Genomic DNA, 20,803 nt, shown 5'->3' on the forward strand with positions numbered 1-20,803 from the left:
AACTCTATAACATTATAACCCTATAACTTTATAACATTATAACATCATAAATCATGCCGAACTTCTTTAAATCTTTCTTTTCGGGAAAGTCCGAAAGCCCGGAAAGCGAAAAGCAGAAAGCTGCACAAAAGAACTTTGAGATATTCAAATATGACGGATTGCGTGCTCAACGTATGGGCAGACCGGACTATGCCATAAAATGCTTTACCGAAGCCCTTGCTATCGAGGAAGACTTCGAAACATTGGGATACCTCAGCCAGCTCTACATACAATCTGCCGAACTGGACAAAGCCCGTGAAATACTGAATCGCATGGTGGAACTTGAACCCGAACTGACCAGTACATATCTTACTATAGCCAACATATGCTATATGCAAGAAGACTATCAGGCAATGCAGGCTGCGGCAAACAAAGCTATTCAGATAGAGGAAGGTAATGCAGTTGCCCATTTCTTGCTGGGAAAAGCTATGATGGGTATGAATGATGACCTCATGACCATTGCCCACCTGACAAAAGCCATTGTGTTAAAAGACGATTTCACCGAAGCACGCCTGTTACGCGCCGAAGCTTTGCTAAAGATGAATCAGCTCAAAGAATCTGCTGAAGATATAGCCGCAATTCTGACTCAGAGCCCGGATGAAGAGGCAGCTATCCTGCTGCATGGTAAACTAAAAGAAGCAGAAGGAGCTCCCGAAGAGGCAGAAACCGATTACTTGAAAGTCACCGAGATGAACCCCTTTAATGAACAGGCATACCTCTATCTGGGTCAACTCTTTATCACTCAGAAAAAACTAACCGAAGCTATCAGTCTTTTCGACGAAGCCATAGAACTGAATCCGAACTTCGGAGCAGCCTATCACGAACGCGGCCGTGCCAAATTGCTGAATGGCGACAAAGATGGTTCAATAGAAGATATGAAGAAAGCGCTTGAGATCAATCCGAAAGAGGGAGAAAATCTGAACGGACAATTTAATAACCAGTCAGCCTCATCAACCAATGTATTGGGATTATAGTGTGCTTTCTGATCAATAATGAATCTATTTACAATTAGACGATTTACGATGTACGATTGAAGTTACTCTTTTAAAAGCCTGTTTCAGCGCTGATAGAGACAGAGTAATCCCAATCGTACATCGTAAATCGTCTAATCGTAAATAGATTTATATCCGGATTAACAGTAACCAAAACACAGCGAATCATAACAAATTCTTAATATTAGCCTTTACAATGCAAAAAAAAGTCTCTTTTTGCTTGCATTTAAAAGAAAAGTATTACATTTGTCCCCGAATTAAAACAAAAGCACTGTTAGTATGAACGTATTTAATTTTACATATTACTTCTTTTTTTACTTTTACTTTAGCCAGAAAGTAGAGCGGGAGTTTGTATGTATCAAGTGACAGTGATGCTTAAGGACTGAAAGGAAAGAATCAATCATATGAATCCCGCTCCATTATGGACGCGGGATTTTTTTATATAATACACATTAAGAAGGAATGAAAAAGATAGCAATTCAAGGAACACTCGGCTCGTATCACGATATCGCCGCTCACAAGTACTTCGAAGGAGAAGAAATAGAATTAATCTGCTGCACTACTTTTGAAGACGTGTTTAAGGCCATCCGCAAAGACAGCCAGGTAATCGGCATGTTAGCTATTGAAAATACCATAGCAGGAAGCCTGCTGCACAACAACGAATTACTGCGTCAAAGTGGTACACAGATTATCGGCGAACATAAACTGCGTATTTCACATTGCTTCGTCTGCCTGCCCGAGGAAGATTGGAGTGACATCACAGAAGTCAACTCCCACCCCATCGCGCTTATGCAGTGCCGCGAATTCCTGCAACAACATCCCAATATCAAAGTGGTAGAAGGCGAAGACACCGCCCGCAGTGCCGAAATGATAAAAGAAGGGGATCTGAAAGGACATGCCGCCATCTGTTCCAAAGTAGCCGCCGAGCGTTATGGAATGAAAATTCTACAAGAAAGTATTGAGACAAACAAACACAACTTCACCCGTTTCCTGATAGTAGCCGATCCCTGGCAAGTAGACGAACTCAGCCGCCACCACTCAGTAGTAATCAATAAGGCAAGCATGGTATTCACTTTGCCACACACAGAAGGCAGTCTGTCACAAGTGCTCTCTATCCTGTCATTCTACAACATCAACCTGACTAAAATACAATCACTCCCCATCATCGGAAGGGAATGGGAATATCAGTTTTATGTAGATGTATCATTCAACGACTATCTGAGATATAAACAATCAATCACCGCAATCACACCACTAACCAAAGAACTTAAAATATTAGGCGAATATGCAGAAGGTAAATCAAACATATAACATTGCTCCCGCCGATCGGCTGGCCAGCGTAAGCGAATACTACTTCTCTAAAAAGCTGAAAGAAGTAGCGCAGATGAATGCAGAAGGTAAAGATGTGATCAGCTTAGGGATCGGAAGTCCTGATATGCCTCCTTCCGAAGAGACGATCCAAACACTGTGCAACGAAGCACAAAACCCGAACGGACACGGTTACCAACCTTACGTAGGTATCCCGGAATTGCGCAAAGGTTTTGCCGGCTGGTATAAGAAATGGTACAACGTTGAACTGGATCCCGCTACGGAAATACAGCCACTGATAGGTTCAAAAGAGGGTATCTTACACGTAACCCTGACTTTCGTTAATCCGGGTGAACAGGTGTTAGTACCGAATCCGGGCTATCCTACCTATACTTCACTCAGCAAAATCCTGGGTGCAGAAGTCGTAAATTACAATCTGAAAGAAGATGCCGGCTGGATGCCCGACTTCGATGAACTGGAAAAGATGGATCTGAGTCGCGTAAAACTGATGTGGACCAACTATCCCAACATGCCGACAGGAGCCAATGCCACCATGGAGATGTATGAACGTCTGGTAGATTTCGCCCGTCGTAAAGGTATTGTTATAGTGAACGACAACCCTTACAGCTTCATCCTGAATGATCGTCCTTTGAGTATTCTCAGCGTACCGGGAGCTAAAGATTGTTGCATCGAATTCAACTCCATGAGTAAGAGCCACAATATGCCGGGCTGGCGTATCGGTATGCTCGCATCCAATGCACAATTTGTACAGTGGATACTGAAAGTGAAGAGTAATATAGACAGCGGAATGTTCCGCGCCATGCAACTGGCTGCTGCCAAAGCGCTGGAAGCCGATACCGAATGGTACGAAGGGAACAACCACAACTATCGTAACCGCCGCCACCTGGCAGGGGAAATCATGAAAACGCTGGGATGTACTTATGACGACCAACAAGTGGGCATGTTCCTTTGGGGAAAAATACCCGATACATATGCCGATGTAGAAGAACTGACAGAAAAAATACTTCACGAGGCGCGTGTATTTATCACTCCGGGATTCATCTTCGGAAGTAACGGAGCAAGATACATCCGTATCTCTCTTTGTTGCAAAGATGTAAAACTGGCGGAAGCGCTGGAACGAATTAAAAATAATGGCTCAATGTGCTAATATGCCAATGTGCCAATTAAAGAGAATAAGTAATCGTTCAAAATTAGATGATGCCATTATTGAAACGCAGATTATCGCAGATTCACGCAAAGCATATCATCGCTCAAGTATAGCGCAGCCATTTAATCTGCGAAAATCTGCGATCATTTGCGTTTCAATAAAGCACTGTCATTATATGAACTAAATTTGAAGTACTACTTAATAGAAAAATAAATAATAACCCAATTAAAGCGCCAGCCAATTGGCATATCAGCACATTGGCATATTGGCACACTATTCAATTATGGAACTCGAATCAATTTTACTGCCGGGCATCGAAGCAAAAAGACCCGTTGTCATAGCCGGCCCATGTAGTGCAGAAACAGAAGAACAAGTGATGACTACCGCCAAAGAGTTGGCAGCCAAAGGAATGAAAATATTTCGTGCCGGAATCTGGAAACCCCGTACCAAACCGGGTGGTTTCGAAGGTGTAGGTGTTGACGGACTGGCATGGTTGAAAGAAGTAAAAAAAGAAACAGGCATGTATGTATCTACCGAAGTAGCTACAGCCAAACATGTATACGAGTGCCTGAAAGCAGGCATTGACATGCTATGGGTAGGTGCCCGTACGACTGCCAACCCATTTGCCGTACAGGAAATAGCCGATGCACTGAAAGGTGTGGACGTCCCTGTATTGATAAAGAATCCGGTGAACCCCGATCTTGAACTTTGGATTGGTGCTTTGGAACGTATCAATAATGCGGGCTTGAAACGCTTGGGAGCTATTCATCGCGGTTTCAGCAGCTATGACAAAAAACTCTACCGCAACTTGCCGCAATGGCATATCCCCATTGAGCTGCGCCGTCGTCTGCCGGAATTGCCCATCTTCTGCGATCCAAGTCACATTGGAGGTAAACGCGAACTGATAGCTCCGCTCTGCCAACAAGCAATGGACCTCAATTTCGACGGACTAATTGTAGAAAGTCACTGCAATCCGGATTGTGCCTGGAGTGATGCTTCACAACAAGTGACACCAGACGTATTGGATTATATCCTGAACTTACTCGTTATCCGTAAAGAGACTCAGACTACCGAAAACCTGAGCCAGCTCCGCAAACAGATTGACGAATGTGATGATAACATCATTCAGGAACTGGCAAAACGTATGCGTGTAGCCCGCGAAATTGGTACGTACAAAAAAGAGCACGATATCACGGTGCTTCAAAGAGGACGTTACAATGAAATTCTTGAGAAACGCGGTGCACAAGGTGAACAATGCGGTATGGACGGAGAATTCATGAAAAGAATATTCGAAGCGATACACGAAGAATCGGTTCGCCAGCAAATGGAAATTATTAATAAATGATTAGTGAGTGATTAGCGGGATAGTGATTGATGATTAGCAGCTAATGATTAATCACTACTACCCCCTCACTAATCACTAATCACTAATCACTAATCACTAATCGCTAATCACTAATCACATGCGAATTTTAATTCTCGGAGCCGGCAAGATGGGCTCTTTTTTCACTGATATACTGAGTTTTCAGCACGAGACGGCCGTGTTTGACGTCAACCCACACCAGTTGCGTTTTGTTTATAACACCTATCGTTTCACTACGCTGGAAGAGATTAAAGACTTTGAACCGGAACTGGTTATCAACGCAGCAACAGTGAAGTATACGCTGGATGCTTTTCGCAAAATCCTGCCTGCACTACCTAAAGACTGTATACTTAGTGATATCGCTTCCGTAAAAACCGGACTGAAAAAGTTCTACGAAGAGAGTGGTTTCCGCTATGTATCCACCCATCCGATGTTTGGACCGACCTTCGCCAGCCTCAGCAATCTGAGTAGCGAAAGCGCTATTATCATCAGCGAAAGCGACCATTTGGGAAAAGTATTCTTCAAGGATCTGTACAACAGTCTTCGATTGAATATCTTTGAATATACATTCGACGAACACGATGAGACAGTGGCTTATTCACTTTCCATACCATTTGTTTCAACATTTGTGTTCGCTGCCGTTATGAAGCATCAGGAAGCTCCGGGAACCACTTTCAAGAAACATATGGCTATTGCCAAAGGACTTTTGAGTGAAGACGATTATCTGCTGCAAGAGATTCTTTTCAATCCCCGCACTCCGGCACAAGTGGCCAATATACGGACAGAACTAAAAAATCTTTTAGAGATAATAGAGAATAAAGACGCCGAAGGCATGAAAAAGTATCTGACTAAGATACGAGAAAAGATCAAATAACCTGTAAAAGAGATCTTAGAGAAAAATTAATCAGCCCTTATCAAATAAGTTTTTGATAAGGGCTAATTTTATAGTAACTTTGTATCCGCTAAAAAACAAAGGAGAATCCATGATAGATCAGGCAACCATAGACCGTATACTCGATGCTGCACAAATCGTTGATGTGGTATCCGAATTCGTCACGCTACGAAAACGTGGTGTGAACTATGTAGGCTTGTGCCCGTTCCATAACGAAAAGACCCCCTCTTTCAGTGTTTCCCCCTCAAAAGGGCTATGCAAATGCTTTAGCTGTGGCAAAGGTGGTAATTCAGTGCATTTCGTCATGGAACACGAACAAATGTCATACTACGAAGCACTAAAATACCTGGCTAAGAAGTATAACATCGAAATAAAAGAACGGGAACTGACCAATGAAGAGAAGCAGGCGCAAAGTACACGCGAAAGTATGTTTATCGTTAATAACTTCGCCCGCGACTATTTCCAGAATATATTGAAAAACCATGTAGATGGGAGAAGCATCGGTATGGCTTACTTCCGCCAGCGTGGATTCCGGGATGATATCATTGAAAAATTTCAGCTTGGTTTCAGTACCGAGAGTCATGACGCATTGGTACAAGAGGCTATACGCAAAGGATTCAAAAAGGAATACCTTGTCAAGACCGGGCTTTGTTACGAAACAGATGATGGGCGTCTGCGTGACCGCTTTTGGGGGCGTGTAATGTTTCCCGTACATACACTTTCGGGAAAAGTCGTAGCTTTTGGAGGGCGCGTACTCAGTACAGAAAACAAAAAGCTCGCCAAATATGTCAACTCTCCGGAGTCCGAAATCTATCATAAAAGTAATGAACTATACGGTATCTATTTTGCAAAGCAGGCCATTGTAAAACAAGACCGCTGTTTTCTTGTAGAAGGATATACGGACGTTATCTCCATGCATCAGTCGGGAGTGGAAAATGTTGTTGCTTCATCAGGAACCTCATTAACTCCCGGGCAAATCCGTTTGATCCATCGCTTTACCAACAACATTACCGTACTTTATGATGGCGACATGGCCGGTATCAAGGCTTCCATCCGTGGTATTGATATGTTGCTGGAAGAAGGAATGAATATTAAGGTCTGCCTTCTACCCGATGGTGACGACCCTGACTCCTTTGCCCGGAAACACAATGCTACAGAATTTCAGGCGTTCATCAAGGAACATGAAACCGACTTTATTCGTTTCAAGACCAACCTACTGCTGGAAGATGCCGGTAAAGACCCGATCAAACGGGCGGAACTCATTAATAACATCGTACAAAGTATCTCAGTGATTCCGGAAGCAATTGTACGCGATGTGTATATCAAAGAGTGCGGACAATTGTTGCGGGTAGAAGATAAACTGCTCGTTTCGGAAGTTGCCAAACGAAGAGAAATACAAGCCGAAAAAGAGAATAAACCGATACTCAACGCTAACAATTCATCCGGCGCTCCGGCAGAAATGCAAAATGGAGATTTCCCTCCTCCTTTCCCACCTGACGAATTGGAAGATTCTTATCAGTCTTACATCCCCCAGGAAGGAAAAGAAGGCCAGGAGTTTTATCGGTACGAACGGCTGATTCTTCAGGCAATAGTGCGCTATGGGGAAAAGATAATGTGCAACATGGAGGATGAAGAGGGACAGGAAACTCCGGTCAGTGTGATTGAATACATCGTTCATGACTTAAAAGAAGATGAACTCGCATTTCACAATCCCTTGCACCGACGTATCCTTACAGAAGCAGCATCCCATATCCATAATCCCGGATTTATAGCCGAACGCTATTTTATAGCCCACTCCGATCCAGAAATCAGTTCCATTGCTACCGAACTGGCAAGTGACCGGTATCAACTGAGTAAATTTCACTCCAAAACACAGAAAATAGTTACAGACGAGGAACGCCTCTTTGAACTGGTTCCTACATTGATGATAAACTTTAAGAATGCAATTGTAGCAGCAGAGTTAAAGCACATCATGTATGCCCTGCAAGATCCTGCCAACGAAGACGATGATGAGAAATGCGCTGCCCTTATGCAACGCTACAAAGAGATGAAAGAAATCCAAAGTCTGATGGCAAAAAGACTTGGAGATAGAGTGGTGTTAAGATAGGGATCAGTGCAGTAGTGATTAATGATTAACGATTAGTGGCTGCGCTATTATACCGCATGGTACTAATCACTACCCCGCTAATCACTGCTTACCTGTTTATCAGATTCATAAATTCCTCCCGGGTTTTAGCCTGATTGAAAGCTCCGGTAAAATCAGATGTAGTTGTTATTGAGTTTTGTTTCTCCACACCACGCATTTGCATACACATATGCTGGGCTTCTACCACAACCATTACTCCCAATGGGTTGAGAGTTTCCTGAATACATTCTTTAATTTGCAATGTCATACGCTCCTGCACCTGCAGACGATGAGAGAAGATATCGACTACACGGGCAATCTTACTCAACCCCGTGATGTAGCCATTGGGAATATAAGCCACATGTGCCTTTCCATAAAACGGAAGCATATGGTGTTCACAGAGAGAGAAGAAATCAATGTCTTTCACTATCACCATCTGGCTATATTCTTCCTTGAACTTAGCAGAACGAAGCACTTCATGAGGATCCAGATGATATCCTTTTGTTAAACTGAGCATGGCTTTGGCTACACGCTCGGGAGTTTTCAAAAGCCCTTCCCTTTCGGCATCTTCGCCCAATAAAGTAATAATACTGCGATAGTGACTTTTCAAATCCTCCAAAGCCGGAGAGACAATTTCTTCTTTTCCTAACATAATGAGATTATAAAGGGATATTTATTTGATCTTTAACAATAGAAACTTCCTTGAATACGCCGGTTGCTTTCAATTTGCGCATCATGGCGTCTGCTTCTTCAATACTACGGAAATCTCCGACACGACATAGCCAGCGGGGAGGATTAAAAGGGGTGTAAACAGGCAATTCCGGGAAGAACTCTTTTATCTTCGCTGCCACATTATGGGCCTCAGTCTTTGCCTGACGGGTGTTATTACCGGCATACGTCTGCACACGAAAACCAGAAGCTTTAAGTACTTTCTGCTCTCCGGTAGCAGTATGTTCCGTTCCCAACAATGCCTCAATACGAGGATCCTGGTGGATAGTCACCTTGCCCTGTCCGGGAACATTTCGTTCCAGGCTCTTCACTATATTCTGGGCTTGCATTGCACCGGCAAAAGCAAACAACAACAAAAGTAAACCAAGTTTTCTCATAAGGCAATATAAAGTTATAGGGTGATAAGGTGGTAAGGTGATAAAGTTATAAAGTTAAAAGTTATAACCCTATAACTTTATAACCTTATAACCCTATCTCATGTTCTTCTTATTTGAATGCGTCAATGATACCCTTGAAGTCAGCAACTTTCAAAGCAGCACCACCGATCAATCCACCGTCAACATCCGGGTTAGAGAACAATTCTTTAGCATTAGAAGGCTTACAACTACCACCGTATAAAATAGAAGTATTGTCAGCAATCTCTTTACCATATTTTTCAGCAACAGCCGAACGGATAAATGCATGAATTTCCTGTGCCTGAGCAGGAGTAGCAGTTTTACCTGTACCGATAGCCCAAACCGGCTCATACGCCAAAACGATCTTAGCAAAATCTTCAGCAGACAGATCGAATACAGAAGCCAACTGAGCAGCAACTACTTCATTCTGTTTGTTCGCCTCACGTTCTTCCAACACTTCACCAATACAGAAGATCGGAGTCAGACCGTTAGCCAAAGCTAATTTCACTTTCTCTTTCAAGATTTCAACAGTCTCACCATAGTAAGCACGGCGTTCTGAGTGACCTAAGATTACATACTTTGCACCAGTAGAAGCAACCATAGCAGCTGAAACTTCACCTGTATAAGCTCCTTCAACTTTGTCTGCACAGTTTTCTGCACCTACACCGATAATAGCAGCATCTACAATAGGAGTAACAGAAGCAAGGTGAATAAACGGAGTGCAAATTACTACATCACAATTAGGTTTATCAGCTGTTAATGCTTCATTCAATTCTTTTGCAAGAGCAATACCCTCCTGGAGGGTTTTGTTCATTTTCCAGTTTCCTGCAACAATGTTCTTTCTCATTTTGTTTTTTATTAAAAGGGTTAATATATTTACGATTAAACAATTTACAATTAGACGATTGAAGTTAGCCAGAGTGACCCGGTTTATCTGAGTGACCCGGTTTATCAGTCTTATCAACCAGATCCTGGTTTATCAAATTATTCTCCTCAGCATGATTAGCACCATCATCGCCTGCCGAACCTCCCCGTGCGGGAAGCACCTTTAACAATTCGGCATTTCTTTTTCTCAGCGCTTCTCCTTTCTTTTCTCTACGTTTTACGACCAGAATATCCAGTCCTAACACAAATAGCAACGGTATGGCAAACCACAGAAATACATATCCGATAGTATGCACATCACTTATCTCCTTCTGTTTACCCACTTCCAGTTTTTCCAACTTATCGGTCAACGCATATTCATCCGGTAAATCGGCATCATTCCACTTATTCAGAATTGTACCATTCTTTATCAGTACCAACCCCGGATTGGAACGAATGATTGTTTTCAGTGTGATATCATCCACCAGGCAGAACGGATACTCTGCCCCGGTCTTATCACGCCAAAGTTCTATCTCTTCCTCCGGTGAAGAAGTTAGGCAATAAAAGCCGTAACCATTTTCAACCGAATAATCATATATCTCATTAATAAGGTCTATATTACTATCATCCGCCTCTTCTATCCGGTGCGCCACCAACAAAAAAGTATAACCGATATCAGTCAGCACCTTATCAGTGATATCCTCACCCGTACTCTGTTCCAATAATGAGAAATCGTGAATAGAGGGTTCATATCCCTTCTCTTTCAGAACCGTACGTGTATCTACAAACGTCCAGGTACTATCCGGGTAATTATCAAGTGTAAACTCCTTCTTCTCACCATTCTTTTCCAGAACAAAAGTAGTTTCATAAACATTTGGCTTTGCTCCGTCCGGTATTTCCATCCCTGCAGGAATATTATTTCCTATCCTATAGGGACGAAAGTCCAGAATAGGCAAATGTGCGAGACAATAAAATGAGAGAGCAAACACAAATAATATAGTATACAATGACACCAACCACTCTGTCTTTGCTGAAATGAAACGTATAATCTGTTTCTTCCACCGGAACGTAGAATAAGCTGCAATCAACAACACAATATTCTTGCCGAAAGTTTCCCAGTTAGTCAATACCCATGCATCACCAAAACAGCCGCAATCTGAAACCGGATTTTTCAATGCCAGATAAAGAGTCAACGGAGTCATGAACAGCATGATGAGCAAAGCAAGAATTGTGGTCGTTGTTTTCCGTATACCAAAAAACATGCAAACCCCTACCGAAAACTCTACAGCTGACAGAATAACCGCTGCCAATAAAGGGAAGAAAGAAGGAAACCACGATATCATACCAAAAGCTTCCAGATAGTCTTGTATCTTGTACTGTGACCCCAGTGGATCAACAGCTTTCACAAATCCGGAAAATATAAATGCTGCTGCCAACAAGAAGCGACAGGCATTCGTCCACGCCTTTTGAATGATATGTAAATTCTTAGTCTTCAAATTCTATTTTAATTAAACCAAAAACGGAATAATTAATCATATCCATATAGTTTGCATCAATCCCCTCAGACACCAATGTGTTACCTGACAAACTCTCAATCTGCTTGGTACGGTAAATCTTCATTAGAATCAAATCGGTATAGGAGCTGACACGCATACTTCGCCACGCTTCATCGTAATCATGATTTTTAGCAAGCATTAGTTCCAAAGCTTCCTTTGCATATTTATCATAAAGAGCCATTGCTTCCTCATTACTGATATCAGCAGAATCGGCATAACCAAGTTCCAGCTGTATCAATCCGATAATACCATAATTAACAATTGCAATGAACTCTGAACGAATGCCTTCGTCAATTAACGACACGCCTTTTGTTTCAATACTACGAATCCGGTTGGCCTTAATGAAAATCTGGTCAGTGACAGAAGCCGGACGTAGAATACGCCACGCAGGACCGTAATCGTGCAGCTTCTTGGAAAATAGGTCACGGCACAAAGCGGTGACATGCTCAAATTGTTGCTTGGTATCTTTCATTTCCTTACAAATAGAGCGCAAAGGTAACAATAATCGAAGAAAAAAGAAAAAAATAGCCGGGCAATCATACATTGTCCGGCTACTTGCACTATAAATAAATATATTTCTCTTATGAACAACGTAAAACTTGTCCGGGACGCAAAATCGTCTTAGTAGTAATACGATTTAACTTACAAAGTGTACTAATAGAAACACCACGCAATTTTGCTATACGAGACAAGGTATCTCCACTCTTCACCTTATGATATCTGATGGCTCCGTCACTTGCCAACTGAGCATCATGAGCACCAGCCTTGCTGCTTGCACCACCCTTAGATCTTCTGAATGTATATGTATCTGCTACGATATCCTGTTTCGGGAAGTCAAACATATAAACCGGATTAATAGCAATACCCAGAAAACGGGTTTCAAAGTGAAGATGTGAACCTGTAGAACGTCCGGTATTACCACCCAGACCAATTACTTCACCGGCTTTTACCAATTGATTCTCTTCAACCAATTGCTTGGACAAATGCCCGTACACAGTCTCTAACCCATTATCATGACGAATGACTACATATTTACCATACCCACGACGTTCATATTTAACAATACGTACCTTTCCATCAAAAGCAGCTACGATTGTATCACCAATATTCACTTTAAGATCAAGTCCGTTATGCATTCTTCTCCAACGAGGGCCGAAAGGCGAAGTAATGCGTGTACTTGGAGTAGGCATATGGAAACCGGTCAGGTCAATGGTGTAAGTTTCGGGAATGATAACATCCTTTCCGTAAGCATGCACATACTGATTACTCCAGTTCGGATAAAGACTTAATGCGGGATATTCAGCTTGTTCGGCACGAATCTGCTTTTGCAGTGCCAAAGAGTCTACTGTTTTTAATTTCTTGTCAATTGGGGCCTGCCGGGCGATCAAGTCCTGAGAAAAAGAGTTCAGGCTGACCATAGCCACTGCGGCAATCATTACGGTTTTAATACAATTGAAATTCATTCGTTTTCGTCAATTCAATTAATATTCGTCATTTGCATACAGATAATCAAATGTCACCTGTTTGTAATCGAATATCTCTTCTGGTTTAAAGAATCTGGTTAATTCGGCTGCCGCGGTCTCAGGTGAATCAGAAGCATGAACTATATTCTCTTGAAAGCTCATACTGTAATCCCCACGAATAGTTCCCGGTGCTGCCAGACGCCCGTTAGTAGGACCAGCCAACGTACGGACAGTTTGAATTGCGTCCACCCCCTCGAAGCAACAAATGACAACAGGAGCTGTCATCATAGAATCTTTCACACGCTGAAAGAAAGGCTTTGTACTCAGGTGGGCATAATGTTCACTTAATACTTCGTCTGTCAACTTCATCATCTTCATACCAGCCAAACGTAAACCTTTACGTTCAAAACGATGAAGTATTTCACCGATTAACGCCCGCTGAACGGTACATGGCTTCAAGATGACTAACGTTTTTTCAATCATAAGATGACTTCTTTCAAAGTGTTAAATGGCACATTTATTATAAAATTCTTCCAAAGATAGCATTTCCCGACGAAAAACAAGGTACTTCCTTAACTTTTTTTTCGTAGTCCGAAAAGCAAACAGTAAGGGAAAGAGGTTCTAAAGTCCTATAAATAGGAGAAATAATAAGAAATATGTTTTGCAGCATGTTTTGCAAATAAGCTGTATGTTTAACCGTTTTTTTCAACTTATAGAAGCCCAGTTAACGTTCGTCTTACGAAGTGCTTTAAGCTGCTGCCACAATATCTGATTCTCCGGATTACGAGCTTCCGGATCGATATCAACAATTTCTTGTGCAACATTACGGACATATTGCAACAACTGACCATCCCGGGCAATATCAGCTATCTTCAAATCAAAAGCAATGCCACTTTGCTGGGTACCCTCCAAATCTCCCGGACCACGCAATTTCAAATCAGCCTCCGCTATTTCAAAACCGTCATTAGTACGTACCATGATTTCAAGTCGTTTGCGGGTTTCCTCAGTAAGTTTATAATTTGTCACCAGAATACAATAAGACTGTTCGGCACCACGCCCCACACGACCACGAAGCTGATGGAGCTGTGATAATCCGAAACGCTCAGCATTCTCAATAATCATAACAGAAGCATTGGGTACATTTACTCCTACTTCAATAACGGTAGTGGCCACCATTATTTGTGCCTCTCCCGATACAAAAAGTTGCATTTGTTCGTCCTTCTCGACAGGTTTCATTTTCCCGTGAACTTTACAGACTTTACATTCAGGAAACTCTTCACAAATCTGCAAATAACCTTCTTCCAGATTCTTCAAATCAATCTTTTCGCTCTCTTTTATAAGCGGATAAACAATATAAATCTGGCGTCCTTCGACAATCTGTTTATGAACAGACCGATAAAGGCTTTCCCTCCTGTTATCAAACTGATGAACAGTAGAGATAGGCTTCCTGCCAGGAGGCAATTCATCAATGATGGAAACATCAAGATCTCCATACAAGGTCATCGCCAACGTACGGGGAATCGGGGTGGCCGTCATCACGAGTACATGAGGAGGCTGTACATTTTTACTCCACAAACGGGCACGTTGTGCTACACCGAAACGATGTTGCTCATCTATAACCACAAAACCAAGAGATGAGAAATTGACAGTATCCTCAATAACGGCATGGGTACCGATCAGTATATTAACGTCTCCGGTGAGCAAACCGGAAAGAATAGTCTCCCGTTTTTTACCTTTCACCGAGCCAGTAAGTAACTCTACGCGAATATCCATACCGAAAAGAAGCTCCTTTATCGTTTCATAATGCTGGTTGGCAAGTATTTCCGTAGGAGCCATCATACATGCCTGATAACCGTTATCAAGCGCCATCAACATACTCATCAACGCTACCAATGTCTTTCCACTTCCCACATCACCCTGTAACAAACGATTCATTTGCCGCCCGGACCCAACATCCTGACGAATTTCTTTCAGTACACGTTTCTGCGCACCGGTAAGTTCAAAAGGAAGGTTACGGGAATAAAACGTATTGAATACGTCACCGACAACTTCAAAAACATATCCCCGGTATCTCCGCTGACGGTCTTTGGCATAGCGTAGAATATTGAGTTGTACATAAAAAAGCTCTTCAAATTTCAAACGATACTGTGCCTTACGCAGAAGTTCCGGATTGACAGGAAAATGAATATTACGCAAAGCCTCTGTCAATGGCATCAAATGATGACCAGCAAGGATCTTAGGAGATAAAGTTTCAGGAAGCGGTTCTTGTATTTGCTGAAGCACAGCCGCCATCATCTTGGCTATTGCATGAGAATTGAGGAAGCTACGCTTCATCTTCTCCGTTGTATTATAATAAGGTTGCAATCCGGTAGCAGTAAGCTTTAGTTCGGATGGCTTATCCATATCGGGATGCGCCACATTGATACGTCCGCCAAAGACAGTCGGCTTGCCAAATACAATGTATTCTTCGTGAACTTTATATTTACCTATGATAAATTTGATTCCCTGAAACCACACTAAATCTACCACTCCTGTTCCGTCAGAGAAATGTGCCACTAATCTACGCTGACGTCCTTCACCAAAAGTTTCAAAACCCAGTATCTGCCCTTTCAATTGAATATAGGGCATATTTCCATCTATCTCATGGATATAGTAAATACGACTACGGTCAACATATTTATAAGGAAAATAGTAAATAAGATCGTGCACGGAATATATCTCCAACTCTTTGTTGAGTACACCCGCCTTCTGTGGCCCTACGCCGGATATATATTTTATGTCACGTGTAGCTAAATCAAACATTCACCAGAGCACTACTTATTTTCAAATCAAAAGGAGTGGTAATCTTTATATTTTCCCGATTCCCTTCTGCCAGACAAACAGGAACTCCCATTGCTTCCACAACGGAAGCATCATCAGTAAAAAAAGGAGTATACTCCTGTGCATAAGCTTGTTTCAAAAGTTCTGCATCAAATACCTGCGGAGTCTGAACTAATTTATAATCATTACGGCTTACCGTCTCACTACCTGTTTCTGTTATATGACGTACTGTTTCTACCACATCAATTACCGGTATTACTGCTTTTTTTATAGCAGCCAGTTCATAGCAACGTTTTATAACTTCCGGAGAAACAAACGGACGTACTCCATCATGTACTCCCACCAACCCGGAGTTAACACAAGCCAAGCCATTCTTCACAGAATGAAAACGTGTTTCACCTCCGTCAACAACAGTATGTTCAATAACAAATGAATGCTTTGCACAGAGTTCCTGCCAGTAAGTTTGCTGCTCTTTGGGCAATACAAGAATGATTTTCATCGTCCTGTCAAAATGATGAAAAGCTTCAATGGTATGCATTAACACAGGTTTTCCACCAATAGGAAGAAATTGTTTGGGAAGATCACTCCCCATACGCAATCCCTTACCACCGGCAACAATCAAGACAGTATGAGTCATAGCATCAGCGTCTTACACACATTGCCTCTACCAATTCTTCTACTTTCTCTTTACCTTCGAGTTTTTCTACAATAGCCAATGCAAAGTCCATAGCAGCACCCGGTCCCATACCTGTAATAATATTACCATCTACTACAACCGGTTCATTAACACATTCAGCTCCGTCAAGATATTGCTCAAAACTTGGATAGCAGGTCGCCTTGCGCCCTTTCAACAGGCCGAGTTTACCAAGTACCATAGGTGCTGCACAAATAGCTGCAATCGGTTTGTTCTTCTCTGCAAAGTTCAGAATCAGTTTGCGCAACCCCTCATGCTTGTCAAGAGTAGCCGCACCGGGCATACCGCCAGGCAACAATAACAGATCAGCATCAAAAAAGTCACAGTTCACGAAATTAACATCGCAAAGTACCGAAATATCATGTGCACCAACAACGATTTCATCTGGAGTCACAGATACAATTTCTACATTCAATCCGGCACGTCTCAGCGTGTCAATAGCGGTGAAGGCTTCAATCTCTTCAAATCCGTCTGCGAAAAAAGCATATACAGTTCCCATACTCTAAATAATATGCCAACACCAATCAGTTATCCACCAATTGGCTGGCGCGTTAATTGGTTAATTATTTATCTCAAATTAAAGTAATACGTTATAGTGCCTGTCTGGTTATTCACACCCTCCACAGCATTAAAGCGAGCTCTTTTGGCAGCATCTTCCGCTGCTTTACGCAATGCAGTGTTTACTGTGTTCGTCTGACGATTAATACTTGTGGCAATCACATGTCCGGCCGGATTCACAGTAATAGAAACTACCACACGGCCTTCTTCCTGAACATTGTACACAGGACGAGGTAAACCTCCTTCTCCTATAGAACGCCCACCAAGATCAAATGTACCATAGCCACCCGTACCCGTTTTAGCTCCGGACGACGAATTACCATCTTTACTGCCTTCTACACCTGTACCACTATTAGCTGTTCCCTTGCTTCCGTCCATCTGAGCACCTTTACCAAAAGCTCCCGAAACTCGTTTTGCTGCGGCTTCTGCTGCAGCTTTCCGTTCTCGTTCTGCTTTTTCTTCAGCAAGTTTTTTTGCCTCTGCAGCCTTCTCAGCAGCAGTTTTCTCGGGCTTCTTCACCACTTCAGGCTTTTCCTTTTTAGGCTCAGCTTTAGGCTTTATGACAACCGTTTCCTCTTCTGTCTGTGTTATCATCTCCTGCTCCACGGTTTCCTGTGGTTCTACCACTTCCGGCACATCCTCCGGAGGGAGAACATCCACATCTACCATTGTAGAAGGATCATAATTCCCTAAAGAAGCATCTACATTCCCCATCATTACGGGCACACCACCTTCATCCTGATTATTGGGGAGAGTGAAACTCACCAGAATCAAAAGAGCAATAATAGCTACATGCACCAACAATGCACCCAACATTCCTATGTATTCACCCTTTTTCTTTCCGTCCATCATTTATTTGTTTCAGGCGGGCGTGTAGCCAACACCATTTTAAAATGATTCTCATTCGCTATATTCAGTACTTTCACTATCTCACGGTAAGGCACTGTTTCGTCTGCGTAAAGTGCGACAAACATTTCCGGTTCTCTTTCTGCACAGCTTTGTAGAAAAGGAGTCAATTCGTCCAACGTCAAAGAATGTTCCTTCTCACTACCGAAAGCCGCATAAAAATTCAGATCCTTATCGATAATCACCCGCGTCAGAGGCTTCGCAGAAGTCTGCTGTTTCCCTTGCGGAAGCAACACTTTAATAGCGTTCGGAGATACCACAGTAGAAGTAATCATAAAAAAGATCAACAACAGAAATATAACATCCGTCATGGATGCCATACTAAAGTTAGGAGATATTTTAGCTCTTCGTTTTAATGCCATATTAATAATTATTTCTGAGCAGGCTCATTGAGTAAATCCATGAAAGCCATTGTCTTTGATTCCATTTTGTTTACCACACGATCTACCAGCATCACGAGGTAGTTATAAGCAAACATAGCAATAATACCAACAATCAAACCACCCACTGTACTAATCATTGCTTCATAAATTCCTCCCGAGAGCAACGTTATATCAATATTCCCACTACCTGCATTGGCCATATTATAGAAAGCACGTACCATACCGGTTACCGTACCCAAAAAGCCCAACATCGGAGCACCACCTGCAATCGTAGCCATTACAGGCAATCCTTTTTCCAGTTTAGCCACTTCGATATTTCCTACATTTTCGATAGCTGCCTGTACATCGTTTACCGGACGACCAAGACGGCTTATTCCTTTCTCAATCATACGAGCGGAAGGAGTATTTACAGTACGGCAATAGTTTATGGCAGACTTAATTTCTCCGCTATGAATATAATCTTTTATTTTATCCATAAACATCGGATCTTCCTTGTTCGCTTTCCGAATAGCGTACATACGTTCAAACAGGATATAGAAACATCCTACTGAAAGTACAGCCAGTACAATCATAATCCAGCCACCTTTCACAGCCATATCAAGCATATTCATCTCTGCCGGAGCATCTACAGGTGTAAGTACCGGATTGGCTGTTGCCAGAGAATCAGCCATACTTGCGGCCCCTTGGGCCAATAACAGAAGTGTATTCATTAGCGAAGACAATTTTTATATTCCTGGATAGTACGTTCGAGTCCCAGATAAAGCGCATCACTTATCAATGCATGTCCAATAGAAACTTCGTCCAGCCAGGGAATGTTTTTATAAAAGAAATTCAAATTCACCAAACTAAGATCATGTCCGGCATTCAGCCCAATCCCCAGTTTACGTGCCACCTTAGCAGCTTCAACAAAAGGAGCAACAGCAGCCTCCGGATCTTTAGAAAAAGCAGTAGCATAAGGTTCTGTATAAAGTTCTACTCTATCAGCACCAGCCTTTGCTGCATATTCAATCATCTCCGCATCAGCAGATACAAATACAGAAGTACGAATCCCGGCAGTATTAAACGCATCAAGTACCTCTGTCAGAAAATCAAAGTTAACCTTTGTATCCCAACCGGAATTGGAGGTAATTTGAGAAGGAGAGTCAGGAACTAAAGTTACCTGGTGAGGCTTTACCTTCAACACAAGATCAATAAACTCGGGAGAAGGATACCCTTCAATATTAAATTCTGTTCGTAATAGCGGACGTAAATCATATACATCAGCCATACGGATATGTCGTTCATCAGGTCGGGGATGAACAGTTATTCCGTCCGCTCCAAAAGCCTCACAGTCCAGTGCCACCTTTACCACATTAGGAACATCTCCACCGCGGGCATTCCTCAAGGTAGCCACCTTATTTATATTCACACTTAATCTAGTCATCATTACATGAATTGTTTGCTGCAAAAATACAAATATTAGTAACACCATAACAGCAATCCCGAAAAAAAATGCCAAATTTGCATCCTAACTAATGATGTTACATATGAAATTTGCTATCTTCGGAAATACGTATCAAGCCAAAAAATCATCACACGCAGAAACATTATTCCGCATTCTGGAAGAACACGATGCTGAAATATTCCTGTGCAGAGAATTTTATCACTTTCTGGTATCGGATATGAAATTGAACATCCATCCTGCCGGATTGTTTGATGGCAATAACTTTTCGGCCGATATGGTTATCAGCATTGGTGGAGACGGAACTTTTCTGAAAGCAGCCAGCAGAGTTGGCGACAAGAACATTCCGATTCTAGGAATCAATACCGGACGTTTGGGATTTCTTGCTGATATATCTCCGGCAGAGATGGAGAAGACCTTTAATGAAATACATACAGGACAATATAGCGTGGAAGAACGTAGTGTACTTCAACTGATATGTGATGACAAACACTTACAATACTCTCCATATGCACTTAATGAAATTGCAATATTAAAACGCGATAGCTCATCAATGATCAGCATACGAACAGCGATAAATGGAGCTTTCCTCACTACGTATCAGGCAGATGGATTAATAATTTCAACACCTACAGGTTCTACGGCCTACTCACTCAGCGTAGGGGGGCCTATCATTGTACCGCATTCCAAAACAATAGCCATTACTCCTGTAGCGCCACACAGTCTTAACGTACGTCCAATTGTTATTTGTGATGATTGGGAGTTAACCCTTGATGTGGAAAGTCGTAGCCACAATTTCCTCGTAGCCATAGACGGACGAAGCGAAACATGTAAAGAAACAACACGACTAACAATCCGAAAAGCTCCTTACGCTATCAAAGTAGTAAAACGCTACGACCATATCTTCTTCGACACCTTACGATCTAAACTGATGTGGGGAGCCGATAACAGAATATAGTGCTTCCCGCACGGGGAAGTTCGCCAAGCGGTGTTTACGCTGGTTCACCACAGAGTTTCACCACCACCAACAAAAGAATCCCCCTTCCATCAATCATCTTGACGAAAGGGGGATTCAAAAAACGGCGACTACCTACTCTCCCACTGTTA

Annotated in this window: 21 protein-coding genes; 7 read left to right on the top strand and 14 right to left on the bottom strand. The window is 42.3% G+C overall.

From position 1 onward, the window contains the following. Positions 1–53 precede the first annotated feature (53 nt). The 6 genes from ACESQI_RS08365 to dnaG all read left to right on the top strand — a co-directional run bounded on the left by ACESQI_RS08365 (position 54) and on the right by dnaG (position 7,869). Complete coding sequence (locus tag ACESQI_RS08365) at positions 54–1,013, top strand: tetratricopeptide repeat protein (RefSeq protein WP_195571830.1); 960 nt, start codon at positions 54–56, stop codon at positions 1,011–1,013. Between the two features lie 480 nt (positions 1,014–1,493). Continuing rightward, the gene (locus ACESQI_RS08370; protein ID WP_002562573.1) at positions 1,494–2,342 is read left to right on the top strand and encodes a prephenate dehydratase; all 849 of its coding nucleotides are present in this window, start codon (positions 1,494–1,496) and stop codon (positions 2,340–2,342) included. Beyond that, the gene (locus tag ACESQI_RS08375; protein WP_320908675.1) at positions 2,317–3,507 is read left to right on the top strand and encodes an aminotransferase class I/II-fold pyridoxal phosphate-dependent enzyme; all 1,191 of its coding nucleotides are present in this window, start codon (positions 2,317–2,319) and stop codon (positions 3,505–3,507) included. The genes ACESQI_RS08370 and ACESQI_RS08375 overlap by 26 nt, the downstream gene beginning before the upstream one ends. A gap of 283 nt (positions 3,508–3,790) precedes the next feature. Then, positions 3,791–4,852 (top strand): bifunctional 3-deoxy-7-phosphoheptulonate synthase/chorismate mutase type II, encoded by a 1,062-nt coding sequence (locus ACESQI_RS08380; RefSeq protein WP_044166762.1) that lies wholly within the window; start codon positions 3,791–3,793, stop codon positions 4,850–4,852. 118 nt (positions 4,853–4,970) lie between these two features. Beyond that, complete coding sequence (locus tag ACESQI_RS08385; RefSeq protein ID WP_002562576.1) at positions 4,971–5,744, top strand: prephenate dehydrogenase/arogenate dehydrogenase family protein; 774 nt, start codon at positions 4,971–4,973, stop codon at positions 5,742–5,744. A 109-nt stretch (positions 5,745–5,853) separates the two neighbouring features. Continuing rightward, positions 5,854–7,869: a DNA primase gene (dnaG, locus tag ACESQI_RS08390; protein WP_002562577.1), complete on the top strand. Its 2,016-nt coding sequence runs from the start codon at positions 5,854–5,856 to the stop codon at positions 7,867–7,869. Positions 7,870–7,957: 88 nt separating this feature from the next. Here dnaG and folE read toward each other — a convergent pair whose 3' ends face one another. The 14 genes from folE to ACESQI_RS08460 all read right to left on the bottom strand — a co-directional run bounded on the left by folE (position 7,958) and on the right by ACESQI_RS08460 (position 19,678). After that, a complete protein-coding gene (gene folE, locus ACESQI_RS08395) occupies positions 7,958–8,539 on the bottom strand; it encodes a GTP cyclohydrolase I FolE (RefSeq protein WP_002562578.1) in 582 nt (193 codons plus the stop codon). Between the two features lie 7 nt (positions 8,540–8,546). Then, positions 8,547–8,993, bottom strand: a complete 447-nt coding sequence (locus ACESQI_RS08400) for an SPOR domain-containing protein (RefSeq protein ID WP_251237336.1) — start codon at positions 8,991–8,993, stop codon at positions 8,547–8,549. 109 nt (positions 8,994–9,102) lie between these two features. Next, on the bottom strand, positions 9,103–9,858 hold the full coding sequence (gene tpiA / locus ACESQI_RS08405; RefSeq protein WP_002562580.1) for a triose-phosphate isomerase: 756 nt from the start codon (positions 9,856–9,858) through the stop codon (positions 9,103–9,105). A 64-nt stretch (positions 9,859–9,922) separates the two neighbouring features. After that, the gene (locus ACESQI_RS08410) at positions 9,923–11,371 is read right to left on the bottom strand and encodes a BT_3928 family protein (RefSeq protein WP_373125756.1); all 1,449 of its coding nucleotides are present in this window, start codon (positions 11,369–11,371) and stop codon (positions 9,923–9,925) included. Further along, entirely contained in the window at positions 11,361–11,903 is a 543-nt protein-coding gene (locus ACESQI_RS08415) for a DUF1599 domain-containing protein (RefSeq protein WP_002562582.1), read from the bottom strand. Before ACESQI_RS08415 ends, ACESQI_RS08410 begins: the two co-directional genes overlap by 11 nt. Positions 11,904–12,012: 109 nt before the next feature. Next, on the bottom strand, positions 12,013–12,894 hold the full coding sequence (locus ACESQI_RS08420; protein WP_279209817.1) for a M23 family metallopeptidase: 882 nt from the start codon (positions 12,892–12,894) through the stop codon (positions 12,013–12,015). A gap of 18 nt (positions 12,895–12,912) precedes the next feature. Next, on the bottom strand, positions 12,913–13,377 hold the full coding sequence (gene ndk / locus ACESQI_RS08425) for a nucleoside-diphosphate kinase (protein ID WP_007486887.1): 465 nt from the start codon (positions 13,375–13,377) through the stop codon (positions 12,913–12,915). Positions 13,378–13,599: 222 nt separating this feature from the next. Next, positions 13,600–15,696 (bottom strand): ATP-dependent DNA helicase RecG, encoded by a 2,097-nt coding sequence (recG, locus tag ACESQI_RS08430; RefSeq protein WP_373125758.1) that lies wholly within the window; start codon positions 15,694–15,696, stop codon positions 13,600–13,602. Beyond that, positions 15,689–16,351, bottom strand: a complete 663-nt coding sequence (locus ACESQI_RS08435; RefSeq protein WP_373125760.1) for a 2-C-methyl-D-erythritol 4-phosphate cytidylyltransferase — start codon at positions 16,349–16,351, stop codon at positions 15,689–15,691. Before ACESQI_RS08435 ends, recG begins: the two co-directional genes overlap by 8 nt. 4 nt (positions 16,352–16,355) lie before the next feature. Continuing rightward, the gene (locus ACESQI_RS08440; RefSeq protein ID WP_221651243.1) at positions 16,356–16,907 is read right to left on the bottom strand and encodes a DJ-1 family glyoxalase III; all 552 of its coding nucleotides are present in this window, start codon (positions 16,905–16,907) and stop codon (positions 16,356–16,358) included. Positions 16,908–16,975: 68 nt separating this feature from the next. Further along, on the bottom strand, positions 16,976–17,815 hold the full coding sequence (locus ACESQI_RS08445; protein ID WP_373125769.1) for an energy transducer TonB: 840 nt from the start codon (positions 17,813–17,815) through the stop codon (positions 16,976–16,978). Beyond that, positions 17,815–18,234: a biopolymer transporter ExbD gene (locus tag ACESQI_RS08450; protein ID WP_002562589.1), complete on the bottom strand. Its 420-nt coding sequence runs from the start codon at positions 18,232–18,234 to the stop codon at positions 17,815–17,817. The genes ACESQI_RS08445 and ACESQI_RS08450 overlap by 1 nt, the downstream gene beginning before the upstream one ends. An 8-nt stretch (positions 18,235–18,242) precedes the next feature. Next, positions 18,243–18,965, bottom strand: coding sequence for a MotA/TolQ/ExbB proton channel family protein (locus ACESQI_RS08455; RefSeq protein WP_373125762.1), 723 nt, complete (start codon positions 18,963–18,965; stop codon positions 18,243–18,245). Next, positions 18,965–19,678, bottom strand: coding sequence for a pyridoxine 5'-phosphate synthase (locus ACESQI_RS08460; protein ID WP_007486882.1), 714 nt, complete (start codon positions 19,676–19,678; stop codon positions 18,965–18,967). Before ACESQI_RS08460 ends, ACESQI_RS08455 begins: the two co-directional genes overlap by 1 nt. Before the next feature lie 103 nt (positions 19,679–19,781). Between ACESQI_RS08460 and ACESQI_RS08465 the strand changes: the two genes are divergently transcribed. Beyond that, positions 19,782–20,654, top strand: coding sequence for an NAD kinase (locus ACESQI_RS08465; RefSeq protein WP_195660209.1), 873 nt, complete (start codon positions 19,782–19,784; stop codon positions 20,652–20,654). Positions 20,655–20,803: the final 149 nt, after the last annotated feature.

Origin of the sequence: Bacteroides sp. HPS0048, from assembly GCF_964240755.1 — a bacterium.
GTDB classification, from domain to species: domain Bacteria; phylum Bacteroidota; class Bacteroidia; order Bacteroidales; family Bacteroidaceae; genus Bacteroides; species Bacteroides nordii.